Genomic DNA, 21,922 nt, shown 5'->3' with positions numbered 1-21,922 from the left:
GTGTGGACTCCTGGGTCAGTTGAAGCGGACGGAGGGGATGCCGCAGGACCCGAGGTACGCACTCGTGCGCTGGGCGATGGGCAGGGGAGCGTCGACGGCGCAGGGGTACATGTCCTGCTCGACGATGGCGAAGACGTCGATGTCGAGCTTCTCGACGGCTGCCAGCAACGGCGGCATGTCCGGAATGCCAAGGGGGGGTTCAGTCATGGCTCCGAGCTTGACGGCCTCGCCGAAGGGCAGGTCTTCGGCTTCGACCTTGGCGCGCACGACGGGGTCGACCTGCTTGAGGTGCAGATAGCCGATCCGTTCGGGCGCGCGCTCGATGATCGCGATGTTGTCGCCGCCGCAGTAGGAGATGTGACCGGTGTCCAGGCACAGGTTCACGTGCTCACCGTCGGTGCCGTCGAGGAAGCGGTACACGTTCTCCTCGGTGTCGACGTGGCTGTCGGCGTGCGGATGGTATTGCGCTCGTACGCCGTACTTCTCGAACATGGCCCTACCCAGTTCGTTCATGCCCTCGGTCTTCTGCTTCCACTGAGCGGGCGTCAGATTGCGGTCCTCCAGCACGGCGCCGGTCGACGGGTCACGCCACATCTCGGGGATGACGACGACGTGCTTGCCGCCCACCGCGGCGGTCAGTTTGGCGACGTCCTCGATCTGCTTCCACACTGCGTTCCAGGAGTCGTCCCCACGGACCTCGGACTGGTGCAGGTGCTCGAACACCGTGCCCGCTGAGAGCTTCAGGTTGCGGGCGGCGAGTTCGTCGGACAGCTGCTGGGGGTCGGTCGGCAGGTAGCCGAAGGGGCCGAGTTCGATCCACTGGTATCCAGCGGCGGCGACTTCGTCGAGGAACCGGGTGTAGGGGGTCTGATTCGGGTCGTCGGGAAACCACACACCCCAGGAATCGGGGGCGGAACCGACGAGAATGCTGCTCACGGGGTGGGATGTCCTTCGCTGTCGGAGGGGCGGGCTGACGGCTTCAAGAAGGGGCGCTGGATCTTCTTCCAGTCGGCGTAGCGCTGGTATGCGGCCTGGGTGGACTCCAGAGTGGAAGTCTCCGAAACCGGTACGTCCCACCAGGATTCGCTATCGGGTGCGAAGATCAGCGGGTCGGTCTCGACGTGGATCACCGTCGTCCGGTCAGTGGCCTTGGCCACCTTCACCGCGTCGGTGAATTCGGCGGCCGTGGCCACGCGGATCACGTCGACCCCGAGGCTGGCGGCGTTGGCGGCCAGGTCGACGGGCAGCTTCTCGCCGTCGAGGCGGCCATCCTGGGAGCGGTACCGGTAGGAGGTGCCGAACCGTTGCGAGCCCAGCGACTCGGAGAGCCCGCCGATGGAGGCGAAGCCGTGATTCTGCACCAGCACGACGATGACCTTGACGTTCTCCTGCACCGCCGTCACCAGCTCGGTGGCCATCATGAGGTAGGAGCCGTCACCGACCATGACGAACACGTCGCGGTCCGGCTCGGCCATCTTGGCGCCGATGCCGCCGGCGATCTCGTAACCCATGCAGGAGTAGCCGTATTCGACGTGATAGCCCTTGCGGTCGCGGGTGCGCCACAGCTTGTGCAGGTCGCCAGGCATTGATCCGGCGGCGCACACCACGACGTCGCGGGCATCGGACAGCGTGTTGACCAAGCCGATCACCTGGTTCTGGTTGAGCGCGGTGCCGTCGTCGACCGCGTACACCGCCGAGACGGTGTCGTCCCACTCCTTGGCGAGATCGGCCGTGCGCGAACGGTACTCGTCACTGACCGAGAAATCGCCCAATGCAGCGCCGAGCGCCTCGACGGCCTCCCGGGCATCGGAGACGACGCTGACGCCGCCCTGTTTGACTGAGTCGATCGACGCGACGTTGACGTTGACGAACTTGACGTCGGGATTGTTGAAGGCCGTCCGTGACGCACTGGTGAAATCGCTGTATCGGGTTCCGATTCCGATGACGACGTCGGCCTCGGTGGCCAGCGCGTTGGCGGCGGTGGTACCGGTGGAGCCGATGGCGCCGACCGACTGCGGATGGTCGTAGGGGAGTGCTCCCTTGCCCGCCTGGCTCTGGCCGACGGGAATGCCGGTCTGCTCGCAGAAGGCGGCCAGGGCGTCGGTGGCGTCGGAGTAGATGACGCCACCGCCGGCGACGATGAGCGGCTTCTTCGCCGCGCGGATGACCTCGGCCGCCCGGGCGATGACCGACCGCTCCGGCAACGGCCTGCCGACGTGCCAGGTGCGTTCGGCGAACAGCGATTCCGGCCAGTCGTGGGCCTCGGCCTGGACGTCCTGCGGGATGGCCACCGTGGCGGCGCCGGTCTCGACGGGGTCGGTGAGTACCCGCATCGCACCGAGCAGCGCGGCGGGCAGCTGCTCGGGCCGCCACACCCGGTCGAAGTATCGGGACAGCGGCTTGAACGCGTCGTTGACCGTGACGTCGCCGGAGGAGGGCAGCTCCAGTTCCTGCAGTACGGGGGAGCTGACCCTGGTCGCGAACGTGTCGGCGGGCAGCAGCAGCACGGGCAGGCGGTTGATGGTCGCGAGCGCCGCGCCGGTCAGCATGTTCGTTGCACCGGGTCCGACGCTGGCGGTGACGGCCCACGTCTGCAACCGGTCCTTCTGCCGCGCGTAGGCCACGGCGCTGTGCACCATGGCCTGCTCGTTGCGGCCAAGCACGTAGCGCAGGTGGGGCTCGGAGCTGGTCTCGATCGCGGTGAGCTCGTCCTGCAGCAGGGCCTGGCCCAGGCCGGCGACGTTGCCGTGTCCAAAGATGCCAAAGGCGCCGGCGAAGAACTTGGTGCGCGTGCCGTCGTGCTCGACGTACTGGTTGCCGAGGAATCGAATGGTGGCCTGCGCGACGGTGAGTCGCACCGTCGCCTCGGTGTCGGCGATCTTCTCGGCCCGCTTGGGTGCGGTGGAGACCATGGTCATGCTCCTGTCTGGTGAGAGTTGCCGAGGGGCAGCCTTGGATCTATGGCCTGGTCGTCCCAGGTGCCGCGGAGCCACGCGTGTTCGGGGTCGTCGACGATCTTCCAGGCGCGCTCCGCACCCGGTCCGGCCATCACGTTCAGGTAGTACATGTGGTAGCCGGGCGCGGCCACCGACGGTCCGTGATAGCCATGCGGCACCAGCACCACGTCGCCGGTGCGGACCTCCTCGAGCACCTCGATCGGGCGGTCCGGCGTGCCGTACACCCGGTGATAACCGAACCCGCGCGATCCGTCCGGGCCGGGGGCGATCTCGAAGTAGTAGATCTCCTCGAGTTCGCTTTCGGTCGCGGTGTTCTCGTCGTGTTTGTGGGCTGGATAGCTCGACCAATTGCCGCCGGGCGTGATGACCTCGCAGGCGATCAACGAGTCGGCCTCGAAGACGCCCGCGGTGCCGAAGTTGTGCACCTGGCGGCTGCAATTGCCCGCGCCGCGCAGCTCCACCGACACGTCGGCAGCCGCGACGCGGCGGTTCGGGAACGAGTTCTTGGCGCGCGCACCGCAGATGGCGAACCGCCCTTCGCCGGTGATCCGGTACTCCTGTCCGATGCCCAGGTACACCATGTCCGACGGTCCGTCGAACACCGAGGCGCGCGGGTCCAGTTCGAAGGTGCTGCCCCCGCACTCGACGGTGCCGCCGCCGGCGAGCGGCAGGATCATCACCTCGGTACCGCCGGTGTGCAGCTCGGCCGACTGGGTGTCGTCCAGTTCGAGCACCTGCAGCGAGGATTCGGACCAGCCGGCTGATTCCGGTGTCACGTCGACGGTGAGCGGAAGCTCGGCGCTGCGGGCGGGGATGTAGAGCTTGGAATGCATGTCAGATTCTCCCGTCGCTTCGCTCGCCCATGTCTCTACCGCACCATCGAAACGGCCGTCGCCACGGCGGAACTCACGTCGTCGTCGGCGGGATAGAGCAGGGTCCGTCCGACGATGAGCCCGCGCACCGAAGGCAGGCCGAGCGCCTTCTCCCACGAGGCGAACGCCTCGTCGGGGTCGGCGGGGTCGCCGCCGAGGAGCAACGTGGGCATGGTGGTGGACTCCATCACTCGGTCCATTTCGGGGACCACGGGCAGCTTCATCCAGGTGTAGGCAGACGTCGACCCGAGACCCTGGCCGATGTGCACCGACTTGATGACGGCGTCGGGGCTCAGGTCGTTCTGCACCTTGCCGCCGACGCGGCTGGACATGAACGGTTCGAGCATGGCGATGAGCCCGCGCGCGGCGAGTTCGTCGACGGCCTGCGCGCACGCCGTCATGGTGGCGACGGTGCCGGGATCGTCGAGGGCGATGCGACACAACATCTTTCCACCGTTCATTCTCGCCGCCGCGGTCGACTCGGCGGTGGCGCCGGTCATCCGGTCGTCGAATTCGAACGCGGAGCCGGCCAGGCCGCCACGGTTGAACGACGAGAACACCACCTTGTCCTCGAGCGCGCCCAGGAGCACCAGGTCGTCGAGGATGTCCGAGGTCGCGAGCACACCGTCGACGCCGGGCTCGGCGAGGGCGGCCCGCAGACGGTCGAGCAGATCGGTGCGACTGTTCATCGCGGTGGGGCGATTGCCGACGGCGAGTGCACCACGGGCGGGGTGGTCGGCGGCGACGATCATCAGCCGGCCGTCGCCCCGGATCGTGGGCCGTGTCGCTCTGGTGTCCCAGGCGCGCGCGACGGCACCGGGGTCGGCGGCGCGAAGGTCGGTCACCGCGGCGTAGTCAGAACACAGAGCGTTAGACATTGACGGCCTCCTCGGCGGTCTTCTCGGCCAGCTCGGCGACCTCTTCGGCGGTGGGCATGGCGGTCGAGCACTCCAGTCGCGATGCGACGATGGCCCCGGCGGCGTTGGCGTAGCGAAGCGTCTTCTCCAACGGCCAGTTACGCAAGAGGCCGTGAATAAGGCTGCCGCCGAAGCTGTCCCCGGCGCCGAGGCCGTTGACGACGTCGACCTCGTTGGGGGGCACGGTCACCGAGGAGTGCTTCGTCTTGCCGAGCACACCCCTCGGGCCCTGCTTCACGATGGCCAGTTCTACGCCGAGGTCGAGGAGAGCGTCGGCGGCCTTGCGCGGATCGGTCTCGCCGACGGCAATCTCGCACTCCTCGCGATTGCCGACGGCGACGGTCACGTGGTGGAGTGCGCGCCGTACCTGCTCGGTGGCGGCGGCAGGAGATGCCCAGAACATCGGTCGGTAGTCCAGGTCGAGCACCGTGAGCGGTGCCCTGGCTCGATCATTCCCCGTCGCTTCGTTCGCCCCACGTGCTTCCCACGCCGCGAAGTGCGCGCTGCGACTTGGTTCTTCGGACAGCCCCGTCACCGTCGACCAGTACAGCCGCGCCGACCGGACGGCGTCGGCGTCGATCTCCTCGGGCGTCACCTGCAGATCGGGCGCGCTGGGCTTGCGGTAGAAGTACAGCGGGAAGTCGTCGGGCGGGAAGATCTCGCAGAAGGTGACGGGGGTCGGGAATTCGCCGTGGGTGGCCACGTAGCGGTTGTCGACTCCGAGCCGGGCCAGTTCGGTGCGCACGAAGCGGCCGAAGGGGTCGTCGCCGACGCCGGAGATCAGTGCCGCCGAGTTGCCCAGTCGAGCGGCGGCGACCGTGACGTTGGCGGCGCTGCCACCGAGGAACTTGCCGAACGATTCGACGTCTTCGAGACCGACGCCGATCTGCAGCGGGTAGACGTCGACTCCGCTGCGACCGATGGCCAATACGTCGAAGGGCGGTGAGGTGGTCAAGTCGACTCCCGGGCGGTTGGTGATGAGCTCCCCATGACTGTGCCCCTCGTCACTCGTCTGTGTCAAGACTTTGTCCTGACATTCAGACTTGCGGTCATGCCGGTGTTACCCTAGTCACCACTTTGTCTGGTCACCCGAGGCTGGAGGCGTCGTGCCCTTGGAGGTAGAGCTCGACCGATCGAGCCCCGTGCCCCTGTATTACCAACTGGCACAGGCGATCGAGGCGTCCATTCGAGATGGCCACCTCGTGCCGGGTGATCGGTTCGAGAACGAGCTCGACCTCGCCAAGCGGTTGTCGCTGTCACGCCCGACGACGAGACGAGCCATTCAGGAGATCGTCGACAAGGGCCTGCTGGTGCGCAAGCGGGGCGTGGGAACGCAGGTCGTCCAAAATCCCGTCCACCGCCGTGTCGAGTTGACCAGCCTCTTCGACGATCTCGCCCGTGCCGGGCAGGAGCCGTCCACCGAGCTGCTCGACTACCAGGTCGGCCACGCCGATGACGAGGTCGCCACGCAGCTCAACCTCACCAGCGGCCACGAGATCGTCACCATCAAGAGGCTGCGCCGGGCCAACGGCGAGCCACTGGCGGTGATGGTGAACTACCTTCCCGTCGAATTGGCACCGGAAGCAAGCGAACTCGAACGTATCGGCCTCTATCAAGCGTTGCGTGCCCGCGGTGTCCACATCCGGTTGGCGCGGCAGCGGATTGGGGCCCGTCCGGCGACGAAGAACGAAGCGCGACTGTTGGCCGAGAAGGCCGGTGCGCCGCTGTTGTCGATGAACCGGACCGCGTTCGACGACTCGGGCAAGGCCGTCGAGTACGGCGACCACTGCTACCGCGCGTCGCGGTACTACTTCGAGACCACGCTGGTCGACCGCTAGTCCTGGCAAACACTGCTGCGGGTGTTCGGATATGACCTGCAGTCCTAATGTCCGAACAAAGTGTTGACTTTCCGTTGTGACCCGTATTACATCGTGTCATGGCCGTGTCCCACGGCACCCGCAGACAGGAGAGACGATGAAGTTCATTCGGCTTGCAGCCGCCGCCGGTGCAGGGGTTATCGCCCTGGGGCTCGTGTCGTGTTCGAGCACGGGCGGCAAGCCCGCCGGGTCCGGTGACGGTTCGGGGGGCGGCGGCAGCGTCGACACCCCGCGCATGACTGTCGCGATGATCACTCACGAAGTGCCCGGCGATTCGTTCTGGGACCTCATCCGCAAGGGTGCCGAAGCCGCCGCGAAGAAGGACAACATCGAACTGCGGTACTCCAACGATCCCGAAGCGCCCAACCAGGCCAACCTGGTTCAGAGTGCCATCGACAGCGGCGTGGACGGCATCGCCGTCACGCTCGCCAAGCCCGACGCGATGGCCCCCGCGGTGAAGGCGGCCGAGGCCAAGGGCATTCCGGTCGTGGCGTTCAACTCCGGCTTCGACCAATTCAAGTCGATGGGCGTCCAGGAGTACTTCGGCCAGGACGAGAAGCTGGCCGGCATTGCAGCAGGCGAGAAGCTCAACGCCGACGGCGCCAAGAAGGTCGTCTGCGTCATCCAGGAGCAGGGCCAGGTAGCGCTCGAATCGCGTTGCGCCGGAGTCAAGGAGGGCTTCAAGGGTCAAAGTGAGATCCTGAACGTCAACAGCAAGGACATGCCGTCCGTCGAGGCCACCATCACGGCCAAGCTGCAGCAGGATCCCTCCGTCGACCACATCGTGGCGCTCGGCGCACCGATCGCGCTCACCGCGGTCCAGTCGCTTGGAAACGCAGGCAGTCAAGCGAAGGTCGTCACGTTCGACACCAACGCGGCACTCGTCGACGCCATCAAGGGCGGCCAGGTGCAGTGGGCCGTCGACCAGCAGCCATATCTGCAGGGTTACCTCGCGATCGACGCGCTGTGGCTCTACAAGAACAACAAGAACCTGATCGGCGGCGGCCAGGCGACGCTGACCGGACCGTCGTTCATCGACCAGGGCAACATCGACGCCGTCGCCGACCTGGCCAAGGCCGGAACTCGCTAGGAGCGGGAGGACACATGACTACGCAAGCCGATCTCGACGTCGACGACCACAAGGTGGTGCGTGACGAGCGCGTCAAGGAGCGAAACCGACTGCAGCGGTTGCTGATCCGCCCCGAGATGGGGGCAGGCATCGGTGCCGTCGGGATCTTCGTCTTCTTCCTCGTCGTCGCACCTCCATTCCGCGAGGCCAACTCCCTGGCCACCGTGTTGTACGCCAGTTCGACGATCGGGATCATGGCGTGCGGCGTGGCGGTCCTCATGATCGGCGGGGAGTTCGACCTCTCCGCCGGCGTGGCCGTGACGTTCAGCTCGCTCGCCGCGTCGATGCTGGCCTACAACCTGCACCTGAATCTCTGGGTCGGCGCGGCACTTGCGCTGGTGCTCGCTCTTGCCGTGGGGTTCCTCAACGGCTTCTTGGTGATGAGGACCAAGATTCCCAGCTTCCTCATCACGCTCAGCTCGTTCTTCATGCTGGCCGGCATCAACCTCGCGGTGACCAAGTTGGTCGCCGGGCAGGTGGCCACCCAGAGCGTCGGCGACATGTCCGGGTTCGCCTCTGCGCAGAAGGTCTTCGCGTCGTCGTTCGACGTGCTCGGCGTTAGCATCCGCGTCACCGTGGTGTGGTGGCTCGTCTTCACCGCGGTGGCAACCTGGGTGCTGTTCAAGACGAAGGTCGGCAACTGGATCTTCGCCGTGGGCGGCGACGCGGACAGCGCTCGGGCCGTCGGTGTTCCGGTCACCAAGGTCAAGATCGGGCTGTTCATGTTCGTCGGGTTCTGCGCCTGGTTCGTTGGCATGCACCTCCTGTTCGCGTTCAACACCGTGCAGTCCGGCCAGGGCATCGGCAACGAGTTCTTCTACATCATCGCCGCGGTCATCGGCGGCTGCCTACTCACCGGTGGCTACGGCACCGCGATTGGTGCCGCCATCGGCGCGTTCATCTTCGGCATGACCAACCAGGGCATCGTCTACGCCGGGTGGGACCCGGACTGGTTCAAGTTCTTCCTCGGCGCGATGCTGCTGTTCGCGGTGATCGCCAACAACGCCTTCCGCAACTACGCAGCGAAGAAGTGATTCGATGACCACCACAGTTGAGAAGCCAAGTCACGACGCCCCTTCCGGTGGAAGGGTCCCGTTGGTCGAACTGAAGGACGTCGGCAAGGCCTATGGCAACATCACCGCGCTGAAGGGCATCTGCCTGCGGGTGCACGCCGGTGAGGTGACCGGGATCCTTGGCGACAACGGCGCGGGCAAGTCGACTCTAATCAAGATCATCTCCGGTTTGCATCAGCAGACCGAGGGGGATCTGCTGGTCGACGGTGAATCGGTGAAGTTCGGCTCTCCCGCCGACGCGCTGTCCAAGGGCATCGCCACGGTGTACCAGAATTTGGCCGTCGTCCCGCTGATGCCGGTGTGGCGCAACTTCTTCCTCGGCCAGGAGATCCGCAAGAAGTCCTTCCCGTTCTCGTTGGACGCCAACGCCATGCGGGCGACGACGCTGACGGAGTTGTCGAAGATGGGCATCGAACTACCCGACGTCGACGCGCCGATCGGGTCGCTTTCGGGTGGTCAACGGCAGTGCGTCGCCATCGCGCGTGCGGTGTTCTTCGGGGCCCGGGTGCTGATCTTGGACGAGCCCACCGCGGCACTGGGCGTCAAGCAGTCCGGCGTGGTGCTCAAGTACATCACCGCGGCCAAGGAGGCCGGCTTCGGTGTCGTGTTCATCACGCACAACCCGCACCATGCGCACATGGTCGGTGACCACTTCGTGTTGCTCAACCGCGGACGCCAAAAGCTCGACTGCAGCTACGACGACATCACGCTGGACCGTCTGACGCAGGAGATGGCAGGCGGCGACGAACTGGAGGCGCTGACCCACGAGCTGGGTCGCAAGTAGGAGCTTCAGGGGTCAGTCCGGTACGCGCGGAACCAAAGTCGTCATCTGGGCTCGCACCGCGGTGACACGTTCGCTCAGTACCCGGGCGGTGAGGGAGGCGTCGCACTGGCCGAACGCCACCGCGATCCCGGCCTCCCGGGACGCGCACGACAGGATCGTCAGCCAGAGCCGCATCACCAACCAGGGCGGACTGTGGTCGGGACCGGCGCCCATCCGGCGCGCGACGGCGTGCAGAAGGCCCACCGGGGTGAGGCCGAGAGCGAGCGGACGCAGGACGGTGGACTCACCGATGACGAGCAACGCGCCCGCGAGGAGGGACGGGGTGACCCCATGCCGCCCCCGGTGCACGTCGTCGAACATCATCTGGTGCGCGGCGACGAGCGCGTCCAGCGGCTCCATCTCCGGGTCCACGTCGACGAGATAGTCCTGCGCGGTGTCGGCCATGTCCTGGACGACCGACAGGATGGCGGCCTCCTTGGTGGGGAAGTACCGCGAGAAGGTGCGCGGGGACACGTCGACCGCCGCGGCGATCTGCTCGATGGTCGCCTGGGCGAATCCGTGGCGGCGGCTCAGTTCGACCGCCGCAGAGACCAGTTGGACGCGCGTACGCTGCCGCTTACGTTCACGCAAACTAGGGGGTATACCCGCGGCGCCGTCGATCACACTAGGCAGGCTACGTGTGAACGGAGCCCACCGGGGGATTCCCGCCTTCACCCCGGTCGGGGGTGTCGCGCCCGACCCACCGGGGTAGAACTGACGACATGTCTTCTTCAGCTGTGACCACGGTGGACGCCGGTCCGCGACGCGTAGCCAAGCGCGTGATCGTCGACGCCCCGGCGGCGGAGATCTTCGCTCTCGTCGTCGACCCGCACCGGCATGCCGAACTCGACGGTTCCGGGACCGTGCGCGACGTCGACGTCAAGGGTCCCCACCGCCTCAAGGTGGGGGACCGGTTCACGGTCGGGATGACGCAGTACGGCCTGCCCTACAAGATCACCTCGACCGCCACCGACGTCCAGGACGGCGCGGTCGTGGAGTGGCGACACCCCATGGGACACAAGTGGCGTTGGGAGCTGGCCCCGGCAGATGACGGCGCCGCCACCGAGGTGACCGAGATCTTCGACTACAGCACCGCGAAGGTGCCGCTCGTCATCACCGCGTTCGGCTACGACGAGAAGAACGCCACCGGGATGACCGCTACGTTGGAGCGGCTCGCGCGCCGGTTCGCCTAGACGGTGAACGCCGACCGGAACGACGCGAGGGCGTCCGCGTCGTCACCGGAGGCGTACCCCTCCAGCCCGACTGTGCCTCGATATCCCATGTCGTGCAACGCCCGTGCCACCGCTGGGTAATAGACCTCCCCGGTACCCGGCTGGCACCGCCCCGGCACGTCGGCAACCTGAATCTCGCCGATGGCGGGACCACACCGGCGGACGAGCTCGACGAGGTTTCCCTCGCCGATCTGAGCGTGATAGAGGTCGAGCATCATCTTGACATGCGGGTGACCGACGCCCTCGACGAGTGCCAGGACGTCCTTCGCGCGCGCCAACGGGACCCCGGGATGGTCGACGATGGTGTTCAGATTCTCGACGCAGAAGGTAACCCCCGCCGCCTCGCCCAGATCGCCAAGCCTGTCCAGGGTGCGCAGGGCGGTGGCCCACATGGCACCGCTCGCGCGCAGGCGGGGCCGGGCCGGTAGACCGTCGACGAGTTCGGCGGTGTGCAGGTTGAGCCGTGTGACACCAAGGGTCTCGGCGGCGCGGACGCTGTGCTCGGCCGTGCGAACCACCTCGTCGGCGGTCTGCGGGTCGATCAGGTCGCCGTGCAGGTATCCCGTCATCGAGGTGAAGGTGGCCCCGGTCGCGGCCAGCGCGTCGAGGTCCTTGTCATGCCAACTCCAAATCTCGGCGGCGAACCCGAGATCGTGGATGCGGCGCACCCTTTCGACGATTGGCAGGTCGGTGAACACCATCTCGGCGCTGACGGCCAGCTGAAAGCCACTCACTATTGATTCCTCTCCTCGAGCGTTCGACGATCGTTCACCCGCGCGACGTTCCCCGGTGACGCGCGCCACCACGCACGATTGGTCCGGGCACGGCACAATCGACCCCGTGGACGTCGAACGCGAACACCCCGCCTGGCGTGACCCATTGAGTCTGTCCTTCCGCGCCCACCGACGGGTGCTGCTGTTGCGCCTGCGCTGGCACGAGCGCTCCACCACCCGACCGCGGTCGCGGCGCGGCAAGCGGCGCTAACGGTCCACGCCGGCCGCCCGGTACGCCTCGTCGACGAACCCCATGTTGGCGACCGCGTCGGCCGTGGAGAAGGGGAGCGCGTCCCCGCGCTCGACGTGCGCCGCGAACGCCTCCAATTGATGGGCGTAGGACGCCCTCGTACCAAGATGCTCGACGGTGGTGCCCGACGCGGTGGTGACGGTCAACCGGTCATCGCTGCTCGGGGCGATGAAGTCGTGCACCAACAGATCGCCCGCCGTGCCGATGATGCGAATGGTGAACGAACGGTGGTCGGCCACCATCGAATTCGCGGTCAGGCCGGTCGCGCCCCCGGGAAATCCCAGTTCGACGTCACACCACGCGTCCACCCCGGGTGTGCGCTCTTCGGCGTGCGCCCTGACGATCGACGGGCGACCCTCGATTCCTGGCGCCGCGAGGCGGCCCAGGGAGCGCATGACGTGCAGCCCGTAACACCCCAGGTCCATCAGTGCCCCGCCGGCCAGCTCCCGCGACCACCGCGGATCGTCGTCGGCGGGCGCCGGCATCGCCATCCTGACCTCGACGTGGGTGACCGATCCGATCGTGCCGTCGCCGGCGAGCTCGAACGCACGCTGGGTGACCGGGTGGAAGAAGTAGTGGAAGCCCTCCAGCACCGTCACGCCCGACGCCTCGGCCGCCTCGGCGACCCGGCGGGCCTCGGATTGGTCTCGGGCGAAGGGCTTTTCGCTGAGCACGGGCTTGCCGGCCGCGATCGCGGCGAGGTTCCACGGCGCGTGCAACGAATTCGCCAGGGGGTTGTAGACGGCGTCGACTTCTGCGTCGTCGATCACCTCCTGATAGCCGTCGAGAACCCGCTCGACGCCGTACTTCTCGGCGAACGTCTCCGCCCGCGCACGGTCCCGGGCCGCCACGGCCACCAGGCTATGACCGAGCTCGGCGGCCGGTCCGACGATGGCCGCCTCGGCGATCCGCGAGGCGCCGAGCACGCCGATCCTCACGACGTGACGTCCCGCAGGTACGCCACGCTCGCGACGACGTCGCGCACCGGACCCTCACCGGCGGGCTCGCCGTCGAGGATGGTGTCCTGCTCCAGGACGAACCAACCGTCGAAACCGTTGTCCCGCAACACCGAAACGATTCCCGCGACGTCGACGTCGCCCGTGCCGAGTGGGGTGTACATGCCCGCCTTCACGGCCTCGGTGTAGGTCAGCTCGCCCGACTGCACCTTGGCCGCCAGCGCGGCGTCGACGTCCTTGAGGTGGGTATGGGCGATGCGATGGGGCACGGCCTTGGCCAGCTCCAGCGGGTCGGTGCCGCCGATCAGCAGGTGGCCGGTGTCCAGGCACAGCTCGATCGACGAACCGTGAAGCACCCGGTCGACGTCGGCGCGGGTCTCGACGATCGTGCCGACGTGGGGATGCAACACCGCCAGAAGACCGCGCTCGGCCACGATGCCCGCCAACCGGTCCAGGTTGGCGACCAGTCGCGCCCATTGCGCGTCATCCAGGACGGGCCGGGAGTCGTAGCCCTCGGCACCGGTGGCCGCGGCAAGCACCACGACGCCGGCTCCGGCGGCGATCAGGGATTCCAGTGGGCCGGCGAGGTCGTCGGCGGGGTCGTGGTCCTCCTTGAAGAGCACGACGGGCACGAAGCCGCCCACACAGGCCAGATCCTTCTCCTGCAGAACACGTTTCAGCTCGTCGGTATTGGTGGGAAGGAAGCCCTCGGGTCCCAGCTCGGTGGCCGTCAGCCCGGCGCCACGCATCTCGGTCAGTACCCGGTCGGGTTCCAACTGGTAGCCCCAACCGGGCACCTCGCACACCCCCCAGGAGATCGGCGCCCCCGCGATCTTCAGAGTGTTCACGAGTTCCGCACCTCGGCGATCGTGACCGGCGTCCCCCGCTTGAGGGATTCGGTGGCGGCCTCGGCCAGCCATGCGACCTCGACCGCGTCGGCGACCGTCGCACCGAGGACCGGCCCTCCCTTGGTCACCTCGACGAACGCGGCCAGTTCGGTGCGGAACGCCTCGGTGAAGCGGTCCATGAAGAAGTGGTGGGCGGGGCCAGTCGGAAAGTCGTTGCCGGGGTCCGTGTTCCGCAGGGGGGCGCCCTGGTCCCAGCCGGCGGCGACGCTGTCGTCGAACCCGTGGACCTCTAGGCGGCAGTCATAGCCGCGGGCGTTGTAACGGGCGTTGGACACCACGCCGAGCGCGCCGCCGTCGAACGTCACGATGACCGCGGCGGTGTCGACGTCGCCGTACTCGGTGAACAGCGGGTCACCCTGGACCGATCCGGTGGCGTACACCTCGACGGCGCGTTGGCCGGTGATCCAGTTGAGCACGTCGAAGTCGTGGACCGCGCAGTCGCGGAAGATGCCACCCGATCCCTTGATGTAGTCCAGCGGCGGGGGAGCGGGGTCCATCGTGGTGCTGCGCACCGTGTGCAGCTTCCCGAGCGACCCGTCGTCTACCGCACGCTTGGCCGCCGCGAACGCCGCGTCGTACCGGCGCTGGTAGCCGACCTGGACGGGAACGCCGGAGTCCAGGATGGCCTTCGCGACGCGGGCGCTCTCGACGGCCGTCGATGCGATGGGCTTCTCGCAGAACGTGGGGATGCCCCGCCCGACCGCGGCCAGGGTCAGCTCGGCGTGGGCGGGCGTGGCGGCTGAGACCACCACGCCGTCGACGCCCGAGGACAGCAGCTCCTCGACGGTCGCGACGTACCTGGCACCGTGCTTGGCGGCGACGGCCTCGGCCACGTCACCCCGCTCATCGGTGATCACCAGTTCGTCGATGCCTGCCAAGCCGCTGAGGGTTTCGGTGTGGAAGGCGCCGATGCGGCCCAGTCCGATTACGCCGAGGGTAGTCATGGAATTCTCCTTGTCGTGTGTTCCGCCAACGTGGCGTCGAGCTGTTCGGGGGTGAGTTCGTCGGCCAGTGCGGCCAGTACGGTGTCGACCTGGCTGGGGGGCGCGAGGCTGCCGATGGGCTGATCGCGGTCGAGGTTGGTGGGGAACGCGTAGCCCTCGGCCGTCGCGTTGACCGCGTTGCGAAGGTCGCGCTCCGGTCGGCCGGCGGCCTTCATGGAGAGAAGCGCTGGGTAGGTGGCTCGCACCATCGCGGCACGGTCCATCGCCTCCATGGCGCGTCCGAACGGCGAGGAAATCTGCAGCAGGTTGGCCATCCGGCGGATGTCGACGGACGTGTTGGCGCCCGCTCCGTGCATGAGCGCGGGGTTGAAGAAGACCGCGTCACCCTTTCGCAGCGGCACCTGCACCATGCGGGTGGCGAAGAAGTCGACGAACTCCTGCTCGTAGAAGGCGATGTATCCGCCTGCGAACTTCTGCGAGTGTGGCAGCAGCATCGTCGGCCCGCTCTCCAGCGGCATGTCGCAGTGCGCCACGGCGCCCTGCAGCGTCAAGACCGCCGACATGCGGTGCAGGTGCGCCGGGTAGGCCGACAGCTGATCCTGGTCGACGAAGCCGAGGTGGTAGTCACGGTGCGGAACCTGCGGTGCGCCACCGGGATTGACGACGTTGACCTGCGAGGTGACCTGGTATCGCGGCCCCAACCAGGCCTCGCACACCAGCGCAAGGGCGTCGTTTGCGTAGTAGTCGGCGAACACCTCGGGGGCGTGTAGCGCCAGCTTCTGGGCGGCGTTCCAGACGCGGTCGTTGACGCCTGCCTTGCCGAAGTGATCGCCAACGGCCCCGCCCGAGGCCCGTTGCACCTCGATCAAGGTGGCAAACGCCTCACTGGCGCGGTCCACGACGTCGTGCTCGAACGCGCCCTCGAAGACCACGATGCCAGGCCCGTCGGCCAACGCCGCGATCAGTTCGGTCTGCAACGCGCGCCGGTCGGCGGTCCCAAGGGTCTGGGCGGAGTAGACGAGCACACCCTCGCGGACGTCGGTCGCGAGTGGGTAGGCGGCAAGGTCGGTGCTCGTGGAGACCAACGCGCGGAAGTCGTCGAGGTCGCAGTCGGGCGCCTCGATCCACGCCCGGTGCGAAGTGGTGAGTGGGTAAGCCATGCCCGTTAGTCTTGCTGTGACCCGTGCCTCGATCAACACCAAAAAACCGTCAAAAAGACCTCAATCTCACGGAAGGGGAGAGGCGTGCCGCACCGCTACAAGGTCCGCGAGATCGCCCAGCAGTCCGGGCTGAGCGAGGCGACCGTCGACCGCGTCCTCAACGACCGGCCCGGCGTCCGCGAGAACACCCGAGCCGAGGTGGCGCAGGCCATCGCCGATCTCGACAAGCAGCGCGCGCAGTTGCGGCTCAACGGTCGTCGCTTCCTGATCGACGTCGTGATGCAGACCCCGCAGCGGTTCTCCGACGCCTTCCGGGCGGCGGTCGAGGCCGAGCTGCCCGCGTTCGCGCCTGCCATGCTGCGGGCTCGGTTCCACCTCTGGGAGTCGGGCACCACGGCTCAGATGGCCGACGCGCTCGGCAAGATCCGCGGCAGCCACGGCGTGGTGCTCAAGGCCCAGGACGCCCCGGAGGTCGCCGAGGCCGTCGACCGGCTGGTCGGCAGCGGCGTCCCGGTGGTCACCTACACGACCGACGTACCAACCAGCACCCGCTGCGCCTACGTCGGCATCGACAACCACGGTGCCGGGGTCACGGCGGCCTATCTGGTGGATCAGTGGCTGGGCTCGTCACCGTCGGGGGTGCTGATCACGTTGAGCGGCCCGGTGTTTCGCGGTGAGGGTGAGCGAGAAGTCGGCTTTCGGTCGGCGTTGCGTGGCTCGGGCCGCGAGGTCGTCGAGGTCAGCGACGGCGACGGCGTCGACGCCACCACCAAGCGCCTCGTCCTCGACGCTCTGCGGCGGCACCCCGGCGTGGAGGCCGTCTACTCACCCGGCGGCGGCAACGCCGCGACGATCGCCGCGTTCGAGGAGATCGGACGGGTGTGCCGTGTCTTAGTCGCCCACGATCTCGACGCCGACAACCGGCGACTGCTGCGCGAGGGCAAGGTGTCGGTGGTGCTGCACAACGACCTCAGGGCCGACGCACGGGTCGCCATGCGCCAGATCTTGCAGCAGCACGGTGCCCTTCCCTCGGAGCCCGTACGACCGACGCCGATTCAGGTGATCACCCCCTACAACGTGCCGGCGTGAGCGGCGAGTCGTCGATTCTCGGTGGGGCCGGATACCATTTCGCCTCACGGCGACTCCGGTGCGCCGACGAAGATCAGGAGATGGGAACGGTGCGGCCACAGCTCGTCGACGGCGTCACCGTCCTCGGTAACCTCGCAGTCGATCAGATCGACGGCGCTCCGCCGAGCCCCGGTGGCTGCGCCTCCTTCGCCGGCGTGGCGCTGGAGTACGCGGGCGGCGTCGGGCAGATCGTGGCCATGGGCGCGCCTGCCGACCACCACCTGTTCACCGGTGTCCTCGACCGGTTCGGCTCGCTGGTCCGCATCGTCGACTCCGATCGCACCGCCGGGTTCCGCCTGGACTACGTCGACGTCGACCACCGTGCGATGTCCGTCACGGCGCTGGGCCCCATCTGGGGCACCGACGAGATCGACACCGCCAACCCGGAGACGACGTGGGTGCACCTCGCTCCCCTGCTGCGCGCGGACTTCCCCGAGGAGACCCTGGCGCTCCTGGCCGAGCGTGGGCACAAGGTGGCCTACGACGGCCAGGGGCTGGTGCGCGCCGACCGGGTGGGCCCGCTCGCGGTGGACCGCGACTACCCCCACGGCCTGCTGCGTGACATCAGCGTGCTGAAGCTGGCCGAGGACGAGGCGCTCATCGTCGCCGACGGCGAATTCGACGCCTCGACGGCCGAACGCCTCGGCGTTCCCGAGATCCTGGTGACCCTCGGTTCGGAGGGCTGCGACATCTACACCGAGGGTGACGTCGTCCGGGTACCGGCCGCGTGGCGGGTCACCGGGGTACAGGCCACGGGCGCCGGGGACATGTTCACGGCGTGCTACGTCGCCAACCGGGCGGCCGGTGCCAGCCCGGTGGCCGCGGCCCGGCGGGCCAGCGAACTGGTCGCCCGCGAACTGGAGAAGCGGCTGCCCGTCCCGTCGCCCGATCGGGTGTAGGCGCTGGTCCCGTCGGGTTGATGTTGACACCCGTCAAGTTTTACCGGCCGGTAACCTCGCTCTTAGGATTCGGACCGCATCGAACGTGACGAAGACCACAAATCAGTGCTGGCTCCGCCGTCTTCGAGACTGTGAACAGGAGTTTTCCGGCCGGCCATCGGGCGACGCGCGTAGCCGTCCGGTAAAGCTCAACCTAAGAGCAGTGCAATAATCGGTACCGGTAGTGACAGATAAGAAGAGGTTGACGTCCACCCGGCGGCGCGGGCGCGAAAGCGCACTACCCAGCGACGCGGCAATGCCTCTACTTCATGACGTGTGAAAGGCGGCGGTCGTGACTGTGAGCGGCACCGAAGCCGAGACGAGTTCCTCTTCTCGGGAGAAGCTCGAAAAGGTCGTCATCCGCTTCGCGGGTGACTCGGGCGACGGCATGCAGCTGACGGGTGACCGGTTCACCACCGAGGCCGCCTTGTTCGGCAACGACCTTGCGACACAACCCAATTACCCCGCCGAGATCCGCGCACCACAGGGCACGCTGCCCGGCGTCTCGTCGTTCCAGATCCAGATCGCCGACTTCGACATCCTCACCGCAGGCGACCGTCCCGACGTGCTCGTCGCGATGAACCCGGCCGCACTGAAGGCCAACGTCGGCGACCTGCCCCGCGGCGGTCTCGTGATCGCCAACTCCGACGAGTTCACCAAGCGCAACCTCGCCAAGGTCGGCTACGAGGCCAACCCGCTGGAGACCGACGAACTCTCCGACTACGTCGTGCAGGCCGTCCCCATGACCACCCTCACCCTGGGCGCCGTCGAACAGATCGGCGCGACCAAGAAGGACGGCTCGCGGGCGAAGAACATGTTCGCCCTCGGGCTCCTGTCGTGGATGTACAACCGCGAACTCGAGCACAGCGAGCGGTTCATCCGAGAGAAGTTCGCCCGCAAGCCCGAGATCGCCGACGCCAACGTGCTCGCGCTCAAGGCCGGGTGGAACTACGGCGAGACCACCGAGGCGTTCGGCACCACCTATGAGGTGGCGCCCGCCAAGCTGCGCTCGGGCGAGTACCGGCAGGTCTCCGGCAACACGGCGTTGGCCTACGGCATCGTCGCCGCCGGCCAGCTCGCCGACACCCAGGTGGTGCTCGGCAGCTACCCGATCACGCCGGCCTCGGACATCTTGCACGAGCTCTCCAAGCACAAGAACTTCAACGTCCTGACCTTCCAGGCCGAGGACGAGATCGCGGGCATCGGCGCCGCTCTCGGCGCGTCCTACGGCGGCGCCCTCGGCGTCACCAGCACCTCGGGCCCCGGCGTCGCACTCAAGGCGGAGGCCATCGGCCTCGGCGTGATGGCCGAGCTGCCGCTGCTGGTGGTCGACGTGCAGCGCGGCGGTCCCTCCACCGGCTTGCCGACCAAGACCGAGCAGGCCGACCTGCTGCAGGCCCTGTTCGGCCGCAACGGCGAGTCCCCGGTTGCCGTGCTGGCGCCGCAGTCGCCGTCGGATTGCTTCGAGATCGCCGTGGAGGCGGCTCGCATCGCGCTCACCTACCGAACGCCGGTCATCCTGCTCTCTGACGGCGCGATCGCCAACGGCTCCGAGCCGTGGCGCATCCCTGACGTCAGCACCTTCGACGCCATCGATCACACCTTCGCCAAGGCCGGCGAGCCGTTCCAGCCCTACGCGCGGGATCCCGAGACGCTGGCCCGGCAATTCGCCGTTCCCGGTACGCCCGGCCTCGAGCACCGCATCGGGGGCCTGGAGTCGGCCAACGGCACGGGCAACATCTCCTACGAGCCCAAGAACCACGACCTGATGGTGCGGTTGCGCCAGGCGAAGATCGACGGCATCACGGTGCCCGACGTCGTCGTCGACGACCCCAGCGGCGAGGCCGAACTCCTGATCGTCGGGTGGGGCAGCTCCTACGGGCCCATCGGCGAAGCCTGCCGTCGCGCGCGCCGCACGGGTGTCAAGGTGGCGCACGCCCACGTACGGCACCTGAATCCCTTGCCCGCCAACCTCGGCGACGTGCTGCGCCAGTACCCCAACGTGGTGCTGCCGGAGATGAACCTCGGTCAGTTCGCGCTGCTGCTGCGCGGCAAGTACCTCGTCGACGTGCAGTCGGTGACGAAGGTGGAGGGCATGGCCTTCCTCGCCGAGGAGATCGAAGGCATCATCGAATCGGCCCTCGACGGAACGTTGCGTGACAAGGAGACCGACAAGGCGAAGTTCGCCCGGTTGGCGGCGGCCACCATCGAGAGTGCGGCGACGGCCGAAGGAGCGGATGAATGACTGACGAGCGCTTGCGCGAGGAAACGATATGACTGACCTGATTGGTTCGGATCTGGGACTGACGGCGCTCACCAAGACGAGCGGGGTGCCGACCACCGACGAGCCGCAGAAGGCAAAGGACTTCGCCAGCGACCAGGAGGTGCGCTGGTGCCCGGGCTGCGGTGACTACGTCATCCTCAACACCATCCGCAGCTTCCTTCCCGAGCTCGGGCTCAAGCGCGAGAACATGGTCTTCGTCAGCGGCATCGGCTGCTCCAGCCGGTTCCCCTACTACCTGGAGACCTACGGCCTGCACTCGATCCACGGCCGCGCCCCGACCTTCGCCACCGGCCTGGCGCTGGCCCGCGACGACCTGTCGGTGTGGGTCGTCACCGGTGACGGCGACGCGTTGTCCATCGGCGGCAACCACCTGATTCACGCGCTGCGCCGCAACGTCAACATCACGATCCTGCTGTTCAACAACCGGATCTACGGGCTGACCAAGGGGCAGTACTCGCCGACCTCGGAGGTCGGCAAGGTCACCAAGACCTCGCCCATGGGGTCCATCGACCACCCCTTCAACCCGGTGTCGCTGGCGCTGGGCGCAGAGGCCACGTTCGTCGGGCGCGCCCTGGACTCGGACAAGAAGGGCCTGACCGAGGTGCTGCGGGCGGCCGCCAGCCACCGCGGCGCCGCCCTTGTCGAGATCATGCAGGACTGCCCGATCTTCAACGACGGCTCCTTCGACGCGCTGCGCAAGGAGGGCTCCGAGGACCGGCTGGTCAGCGTCCGGCACGGGGAACCGATCATCTTCGGCGCCGACGGTGCCTACTGCGTGGTGAGGTCGGGCTTCGGACTGGAGGTCGCCAAGACCGCCGACGTGTCCGCCGACCAGATCGTGGTGCACGACGCGACGATCGACGATCCCGCGTACGCGTTCGCACTGTCGCGGCTGTCCGAGCAGAACCTCGAGCACACGGTCATGGGCATCTTCCGTCAGGTGAGTCGCCCGACGTATGACGAGATGGCGCGCAATCAGGTGACCTCTGCGATGGAATCCAAGCCCCACGACACCGCGGCTCTGCAATCCTTGCTTCGTGGCAAGGACACCTGGAACGTCGAGTAACGACACGGCCCCTCGGGCTCCGCTCGCCGGCATCGTGCTGGCAGGCGGAGCCTCGAGGCGAATGGGGCGCGACAAGGCGACCCTGGAGCTCGACGGTCGCACGTTCGTGGAACGGGCCGTGCGCACGGTGGCGGGCCGGTGCGCGCCCGTGTTCGTCGTCGCGGCGCCCGGTCAGCCGCTGCCCACGCTTGACGCCGAGGTGTTGCGCGACGACGTCCGTGGAGTCGGTCCGCTGCTCGCGACGGCCAGGGGTTTGCGCGCGGCTGCCGAGGCCGGGATGGAGCGAGCCTTCGTCTGTGCCGTCGACATGCCCTATCTCGCCGCCGAGCTGATCGACGAGCTGGTGGGGCCGTCCGTACGGCTCGGCGCCGCCGTGGTGCTGCCGTGGGACGGCCGTGACCACTATCTGGCCGGTGTCTACCGAACCGATCTCGCCGAACGCGCCGATGCGTTGGTGGCCGCGGGTGAACGCAGCATGCGCGCCCTGGTCGACGTCGTCGACGTGCAGCGCGTGGTGATGGACGAACAGCGGTCGCTGGCCAACCTGAACGCACCTGCCGACCTGCCCTAGTTTGGTTCAGCAAATGGCGAATTGTGTCGTCGACGACGACCAATTCGACGCACTCCGCCGTTAT

The 21,922-nt window shown here is 67.6% G+C and carries 22 protein-coding genes; 11 read left to right on the top strand and 11 right to left on the bottom strand.

What is annotated here, in order from left to right; all coding sequences use genetic code 11:
* Positions 1 to 15 precede the first annotated feature (15 nt).
* Genes H7K45_RS26845 through iolC form a run of 5 tightly spaced genes read right to left on the bottom strand, consistent with a single transcriptional unit; the run spans position 16 to position 5,701 of the window.
* Entirely contained in the window at positions 16 to 936 is a 921-nt protein-coding gene (locus H7K45_RS26845) for a sugar phosphate isomerase/epimerase family protein (protein ID WP_263999131.1), read from the bottom strand.
* Positions 933 to 2,912: a 3D-(3,5/4)-trihydroxycyclohexane-1,2-dione acylhydrolase (decyclizing) gene (gene iolD / locus H7K45_RS26840; protein WP_263999130.1), complete on the bottom strand. Its 1,980-nt coding sequence runs from the start codon at positions 2,910 to 2,912 to the stop codon at positions 933 to 935. The genes H7K45_RS26845 and iolD overlap by 4 nt, the downstream gene beginning before the upstream one ends.
* Before the next feature lie 2 nt (positions 2,913 to 2,914).
* Positions 2,915 to 3,790, bottom strand: coding sequence for a 5-deoxy-glucuronate isomerase (gene iolB, locus H7K45_RS26835; protein WP_263999129.1), 876 nt, complete (start codon positions 3,788 to 3,790; stop codon positions 2,915 to 2,917).
* 35 nt (positions 3,791 to 3,825) lie between these two features.
* Positions 3,826 to 4,707, bottom strand: coding sequence for a Cgl0159 family (beta/alpha)8-fold protein (locus H7K45_RS26830; protein ID WP_263999128.1), 882 nt, complete (start codon positions 4,705 to 4,707; stop codon positions 3,826 to 3,828).
* Positions 4,700 to 5,701 (bottom strand): 5-dehydro-2-deoxygluconokinase, encoded by a 1,002-nt coding sequence (gene iolC, locus H7K45_RS26825; RefSeq protein WP_263999337.1) that lies wholly within the window; start codon positions 5,699 to 5,701, stop codon positions 4,700 to 4,702. The genes H7K45_RS26830 and iolC overlap by 8 nt, the downstream gene beginning before the upstream one ends.
* Before the next feature lie 151 nt (positions 5,702 to 5,852).
* Here iolC and H7K45_RS26820 point away from each other — a divergent pair, with 151 nt between their 5' ends.
* The 4 genes from H7K45_RS26820 to H7K45_RS26805 all read left to right on the top strand — a co-directional run bounded on the left by H7K45_RS26820 (position 5,853) and on the right by H7K45_RS26805 (position 9,609).
* Complete coding sequence (locus tag H7K45_RS26820; RefSeq protein WP_263999127.1) at positions 5,853 to 6,584, top strand: GntR family transcriptional regulator; 732 nt, start codon at positions 5,853 to 5,855, stop codon at positions 6,582 to 6,584.
* A gap of 136 nt (positions 6,585 to 6,720) precedes the next feature.
* Positions 6,721 to 7,713, top strand: coding sequence for a substrate-binding domain-containing protein (locus H7K45_RS26815; RefSeq protein WP_263999126.1), 993 nt, complete (start codon positions 6,721 to 6,723; stop codon positions 7,711 to 7,713).
* A gap of 14 nt (positions 7,714 to 7,727) precedes the next feature.
* Entirely contained in the window at positions 7,728 to 8,786 is a 1,059-nt protein-coding gene (locus H7K45_RS26810; protein WP_263999125.1) for an ABC transporter permease, read from the top strand.
* A gap of 4 nt (positions 8,787 to 8,790) precedes the next feature.
* Positions 8,791 to 9,609: an ATP-binding cassette domain-containing protein gene (locus H7K45_RS26805; RefSeq protein WP_263999124.1), complete on the top strand. Its 819-nt coding sequence runs from the start codon at positions 8,791 to 8,793 to the stop codon at positions 9,607 to 9,609.
* A 12-nt stretch (positions 9,610 to 9,621) separates the two neighbouring features.
* Here the strand turns inward: H7K45_RS26805 and H7K45_RS26800 are convergent, their stop codons facing one another.
* Complete coding sequence (locus H7K45_RS26800) at positions 9,622 to 10,239, bottom strand: TetR/AcrR family transcriptional regulator (RefSeq protein WP_263999123.1); 618 nt, start codon at positions 10,237 to 10,239, stop codon at positions 9,622 to 9,624.
* 131 nt (positions 10,240 to 10,370) lie between these two features.
* Between H7K45_RS26800 and H7K45_RS26795 the strand changes: the two genes are divergently transcribed.
* Positions 10,371 to 10,841, top strand: coding sequence for an SRPBCC family protein (locus tag H7K45_RS26795; RefSeq protein ID WP_263999122.1), 471 nt, complete (start codon positions 10,371 to 10,373; stop codon positions 10,839 to 10,841).
* Here the strand turns inward: H7K45_RS26795 and H7K45_RS26790 are convergent.
* The gene (locus H7K45_RS26790) at positions 10,838 to 11,614 is read right to left on the bottom strand and encodes a TIM barrel protein (protein ID WP_263999121.1); all 777 of its coding nucleotides are present in this window, start codon (positions 11,612 to 11,614) and stop codon (positions 10,838 to 10,840) included. The two genes, H7K45_RS26795 and H7K45_RS26790, sit on opposite strands and share 4 nt — an antisense overlap.
* Before the next feature lie 106 nt (positions 11,615 to 11,720).
* On the opposite strand from H7K45_RS26790, the gene H7K45_RS26785 reads away from it, so the two are divergent.
* Entirely contained in the window at positions 11,721 to 11,864 is a 144-nt protein-coding gene (locus H7K45_RS26785; RefSeq protein WP_263999120.1) for a hypothetical protein, read from the top strand.
* Here the strand turns inward: H7K45_RS26785 and H7K45_RS26780 are convergent.
* From H7K45_RS26780 to H7K45_RS26765, 4 genes are read right to left on the bottom strand one after another with little or no spacing between them, the layout of a single operon-like run.
* The gene (locus H7K45_RS26780; protein ID WP_263999119.1) at positions 11,861 to 12,841 is read right to left on the bottom strand and encodes a Gfo/Idh/MocA family protein; all 981 of its coding nucleotides are present in this window, start codon (positions 12,839 to 12,841) and stop codon (positions 11,861 to 11,863) included. The genes H7K45_RS26785 and H7K45_RS26780 overlap by 4 nt on opposite strands.
* Entirely contained in the window at positions 12,838 to 13,707 is an 870-nt protein-coding gene (locus H7K45_RS26775; protein WP_263999118.1) for a sugar phosphate isomerase/epimerase family protein, read from the bottom strand. Before H7K45_RS26775 ends, H7K45_RS26780 begins: the two co-directional genes overlap by 4 nt.
* The gene (locus H7K45_RS26770) at positions 13,704 to 14,711 is read right to left on the bottom strand and encodes a Gfo/Idh/MocA family protein (RefSeq protein WP_263999116.1); all 1,008 of its coding nucleotides are present in this window, start codon (positions 14,709 to 14,711) and stop codon (positions 13,704 to 13,706) included. Before H7K45_RS26770 ends, H7K45_RS26775 begins: the two co-directional genes overlap by 4 nt.
* The gene (locus H7K45_RS26765; RefSeq protein ID WP_263999115.1) at positions 14,708 to 15,871 is read right to left on the bottom strand and encodes a phytanoyl-CoA dioxygenase family protein; all 1,164 of its coding nucleotides are present in this window, start codon (positions 15,869 to 15,871) and stop codon (positions 14,708 to 14,710) included. Before H7K45_RS26765 ends, H7K45_RS26770 begins: the two co-directional genes overlap by 4 nt.
* Positions 15,872 to 15,955: 84 nt before the next feature.
* Between H7K45_RS26765 and H7K45_RS26760 the strand changes: the two genes are divergently transcribed.
* The 5 genes from H7K45_RS26760 to mobA all read left to right on the top strand — a co-directional run bounded on the left by H7K45_RS26760 (position 15,956) and on the right by mobA (position 21,858).
* A complete protein-coding gene (locus H7K45_RS26760) occupies positions 15,956 to 16,960 on the top strand; it encodes a LacI family DNA-binding transcriptional regulator (protein WP_263999114.1) in 1,005 nt (334 codons plus the stop codon).
* Between the two features lie 80 nt (positions 16,961 to 17,040).
* The gene (locus H7K45_RS26755; protein WP_263999113.1) at positions 17,041 to 17,898 is read left to right on the top strand and encodes a PfkB family carbohydrate kinase; all 858 of its coding nucleotides are present in this window, start codon (positions 17,041 to 17,043) and stop codon (positions 17,896 to 17,898) included.
* Positions 17,899 to 18,229: 331 nt separating this feature from the next.
* Positions 18,230 to 20,182 carry a 2-oxoacid:acceptor oxidoreductase subunit alpha gene (locus H7K45_RS26750; RefSeq protein WP_263999111.1) on the top strand — a complete coding sequence of 651 codons (1,953 nt, stop codon included), beginning with the start codon at positions 18,230 to 18,232 and terminating at the stop codon, positions 20,180 to 20,182.
* Between the two features lie 28 nt (positions 20,183 to 20,210).
* A complete protein-coding gene (locus H7K45_RS26745; protein ID WP_263999110.1) occupies positions 20,211 to 21,287 on the top strand; it encodes a 2-oxoacid:ferredoxin oxidoreductase subunit beta in 1,077 nt (358 codons plus the stop codon).
* The gene (gene mobA / locus H7K45_RS26740; protein ID WP_263999109.1) at positions 21,259 to 21,858 is read left to right on the top strand and encodes a molybdenum cofactor guanylyltransferase; all 600 of its coding nucleotides are present in this window, start codon (positions 21,259 to 21,261) and stop codon (positions 21,856 to 21,858) included. Before H7K45_RS26745 ends, mobA begins: the two co-directional genes overlap by 29 nt.
* Positions 21,859 to 21,922 lie beyond the last annotated feature (64 nt).

The sequence above is a fragment of the Mycobacterium yunnanensis genome (assembly GCF_025823185.1).
Taxonomy (GTDB): Bacteria; Actinomycetota; Actinomycetes; order Mycobacteriales; family Mycobacteriaceae; genus Mycobacterium; species Mycobacterium yunnanensis.
Note: the sequence above shows the minus strand (reverse complement) of the source record. Positions and strands in the feature narration are given on the sequence as shown.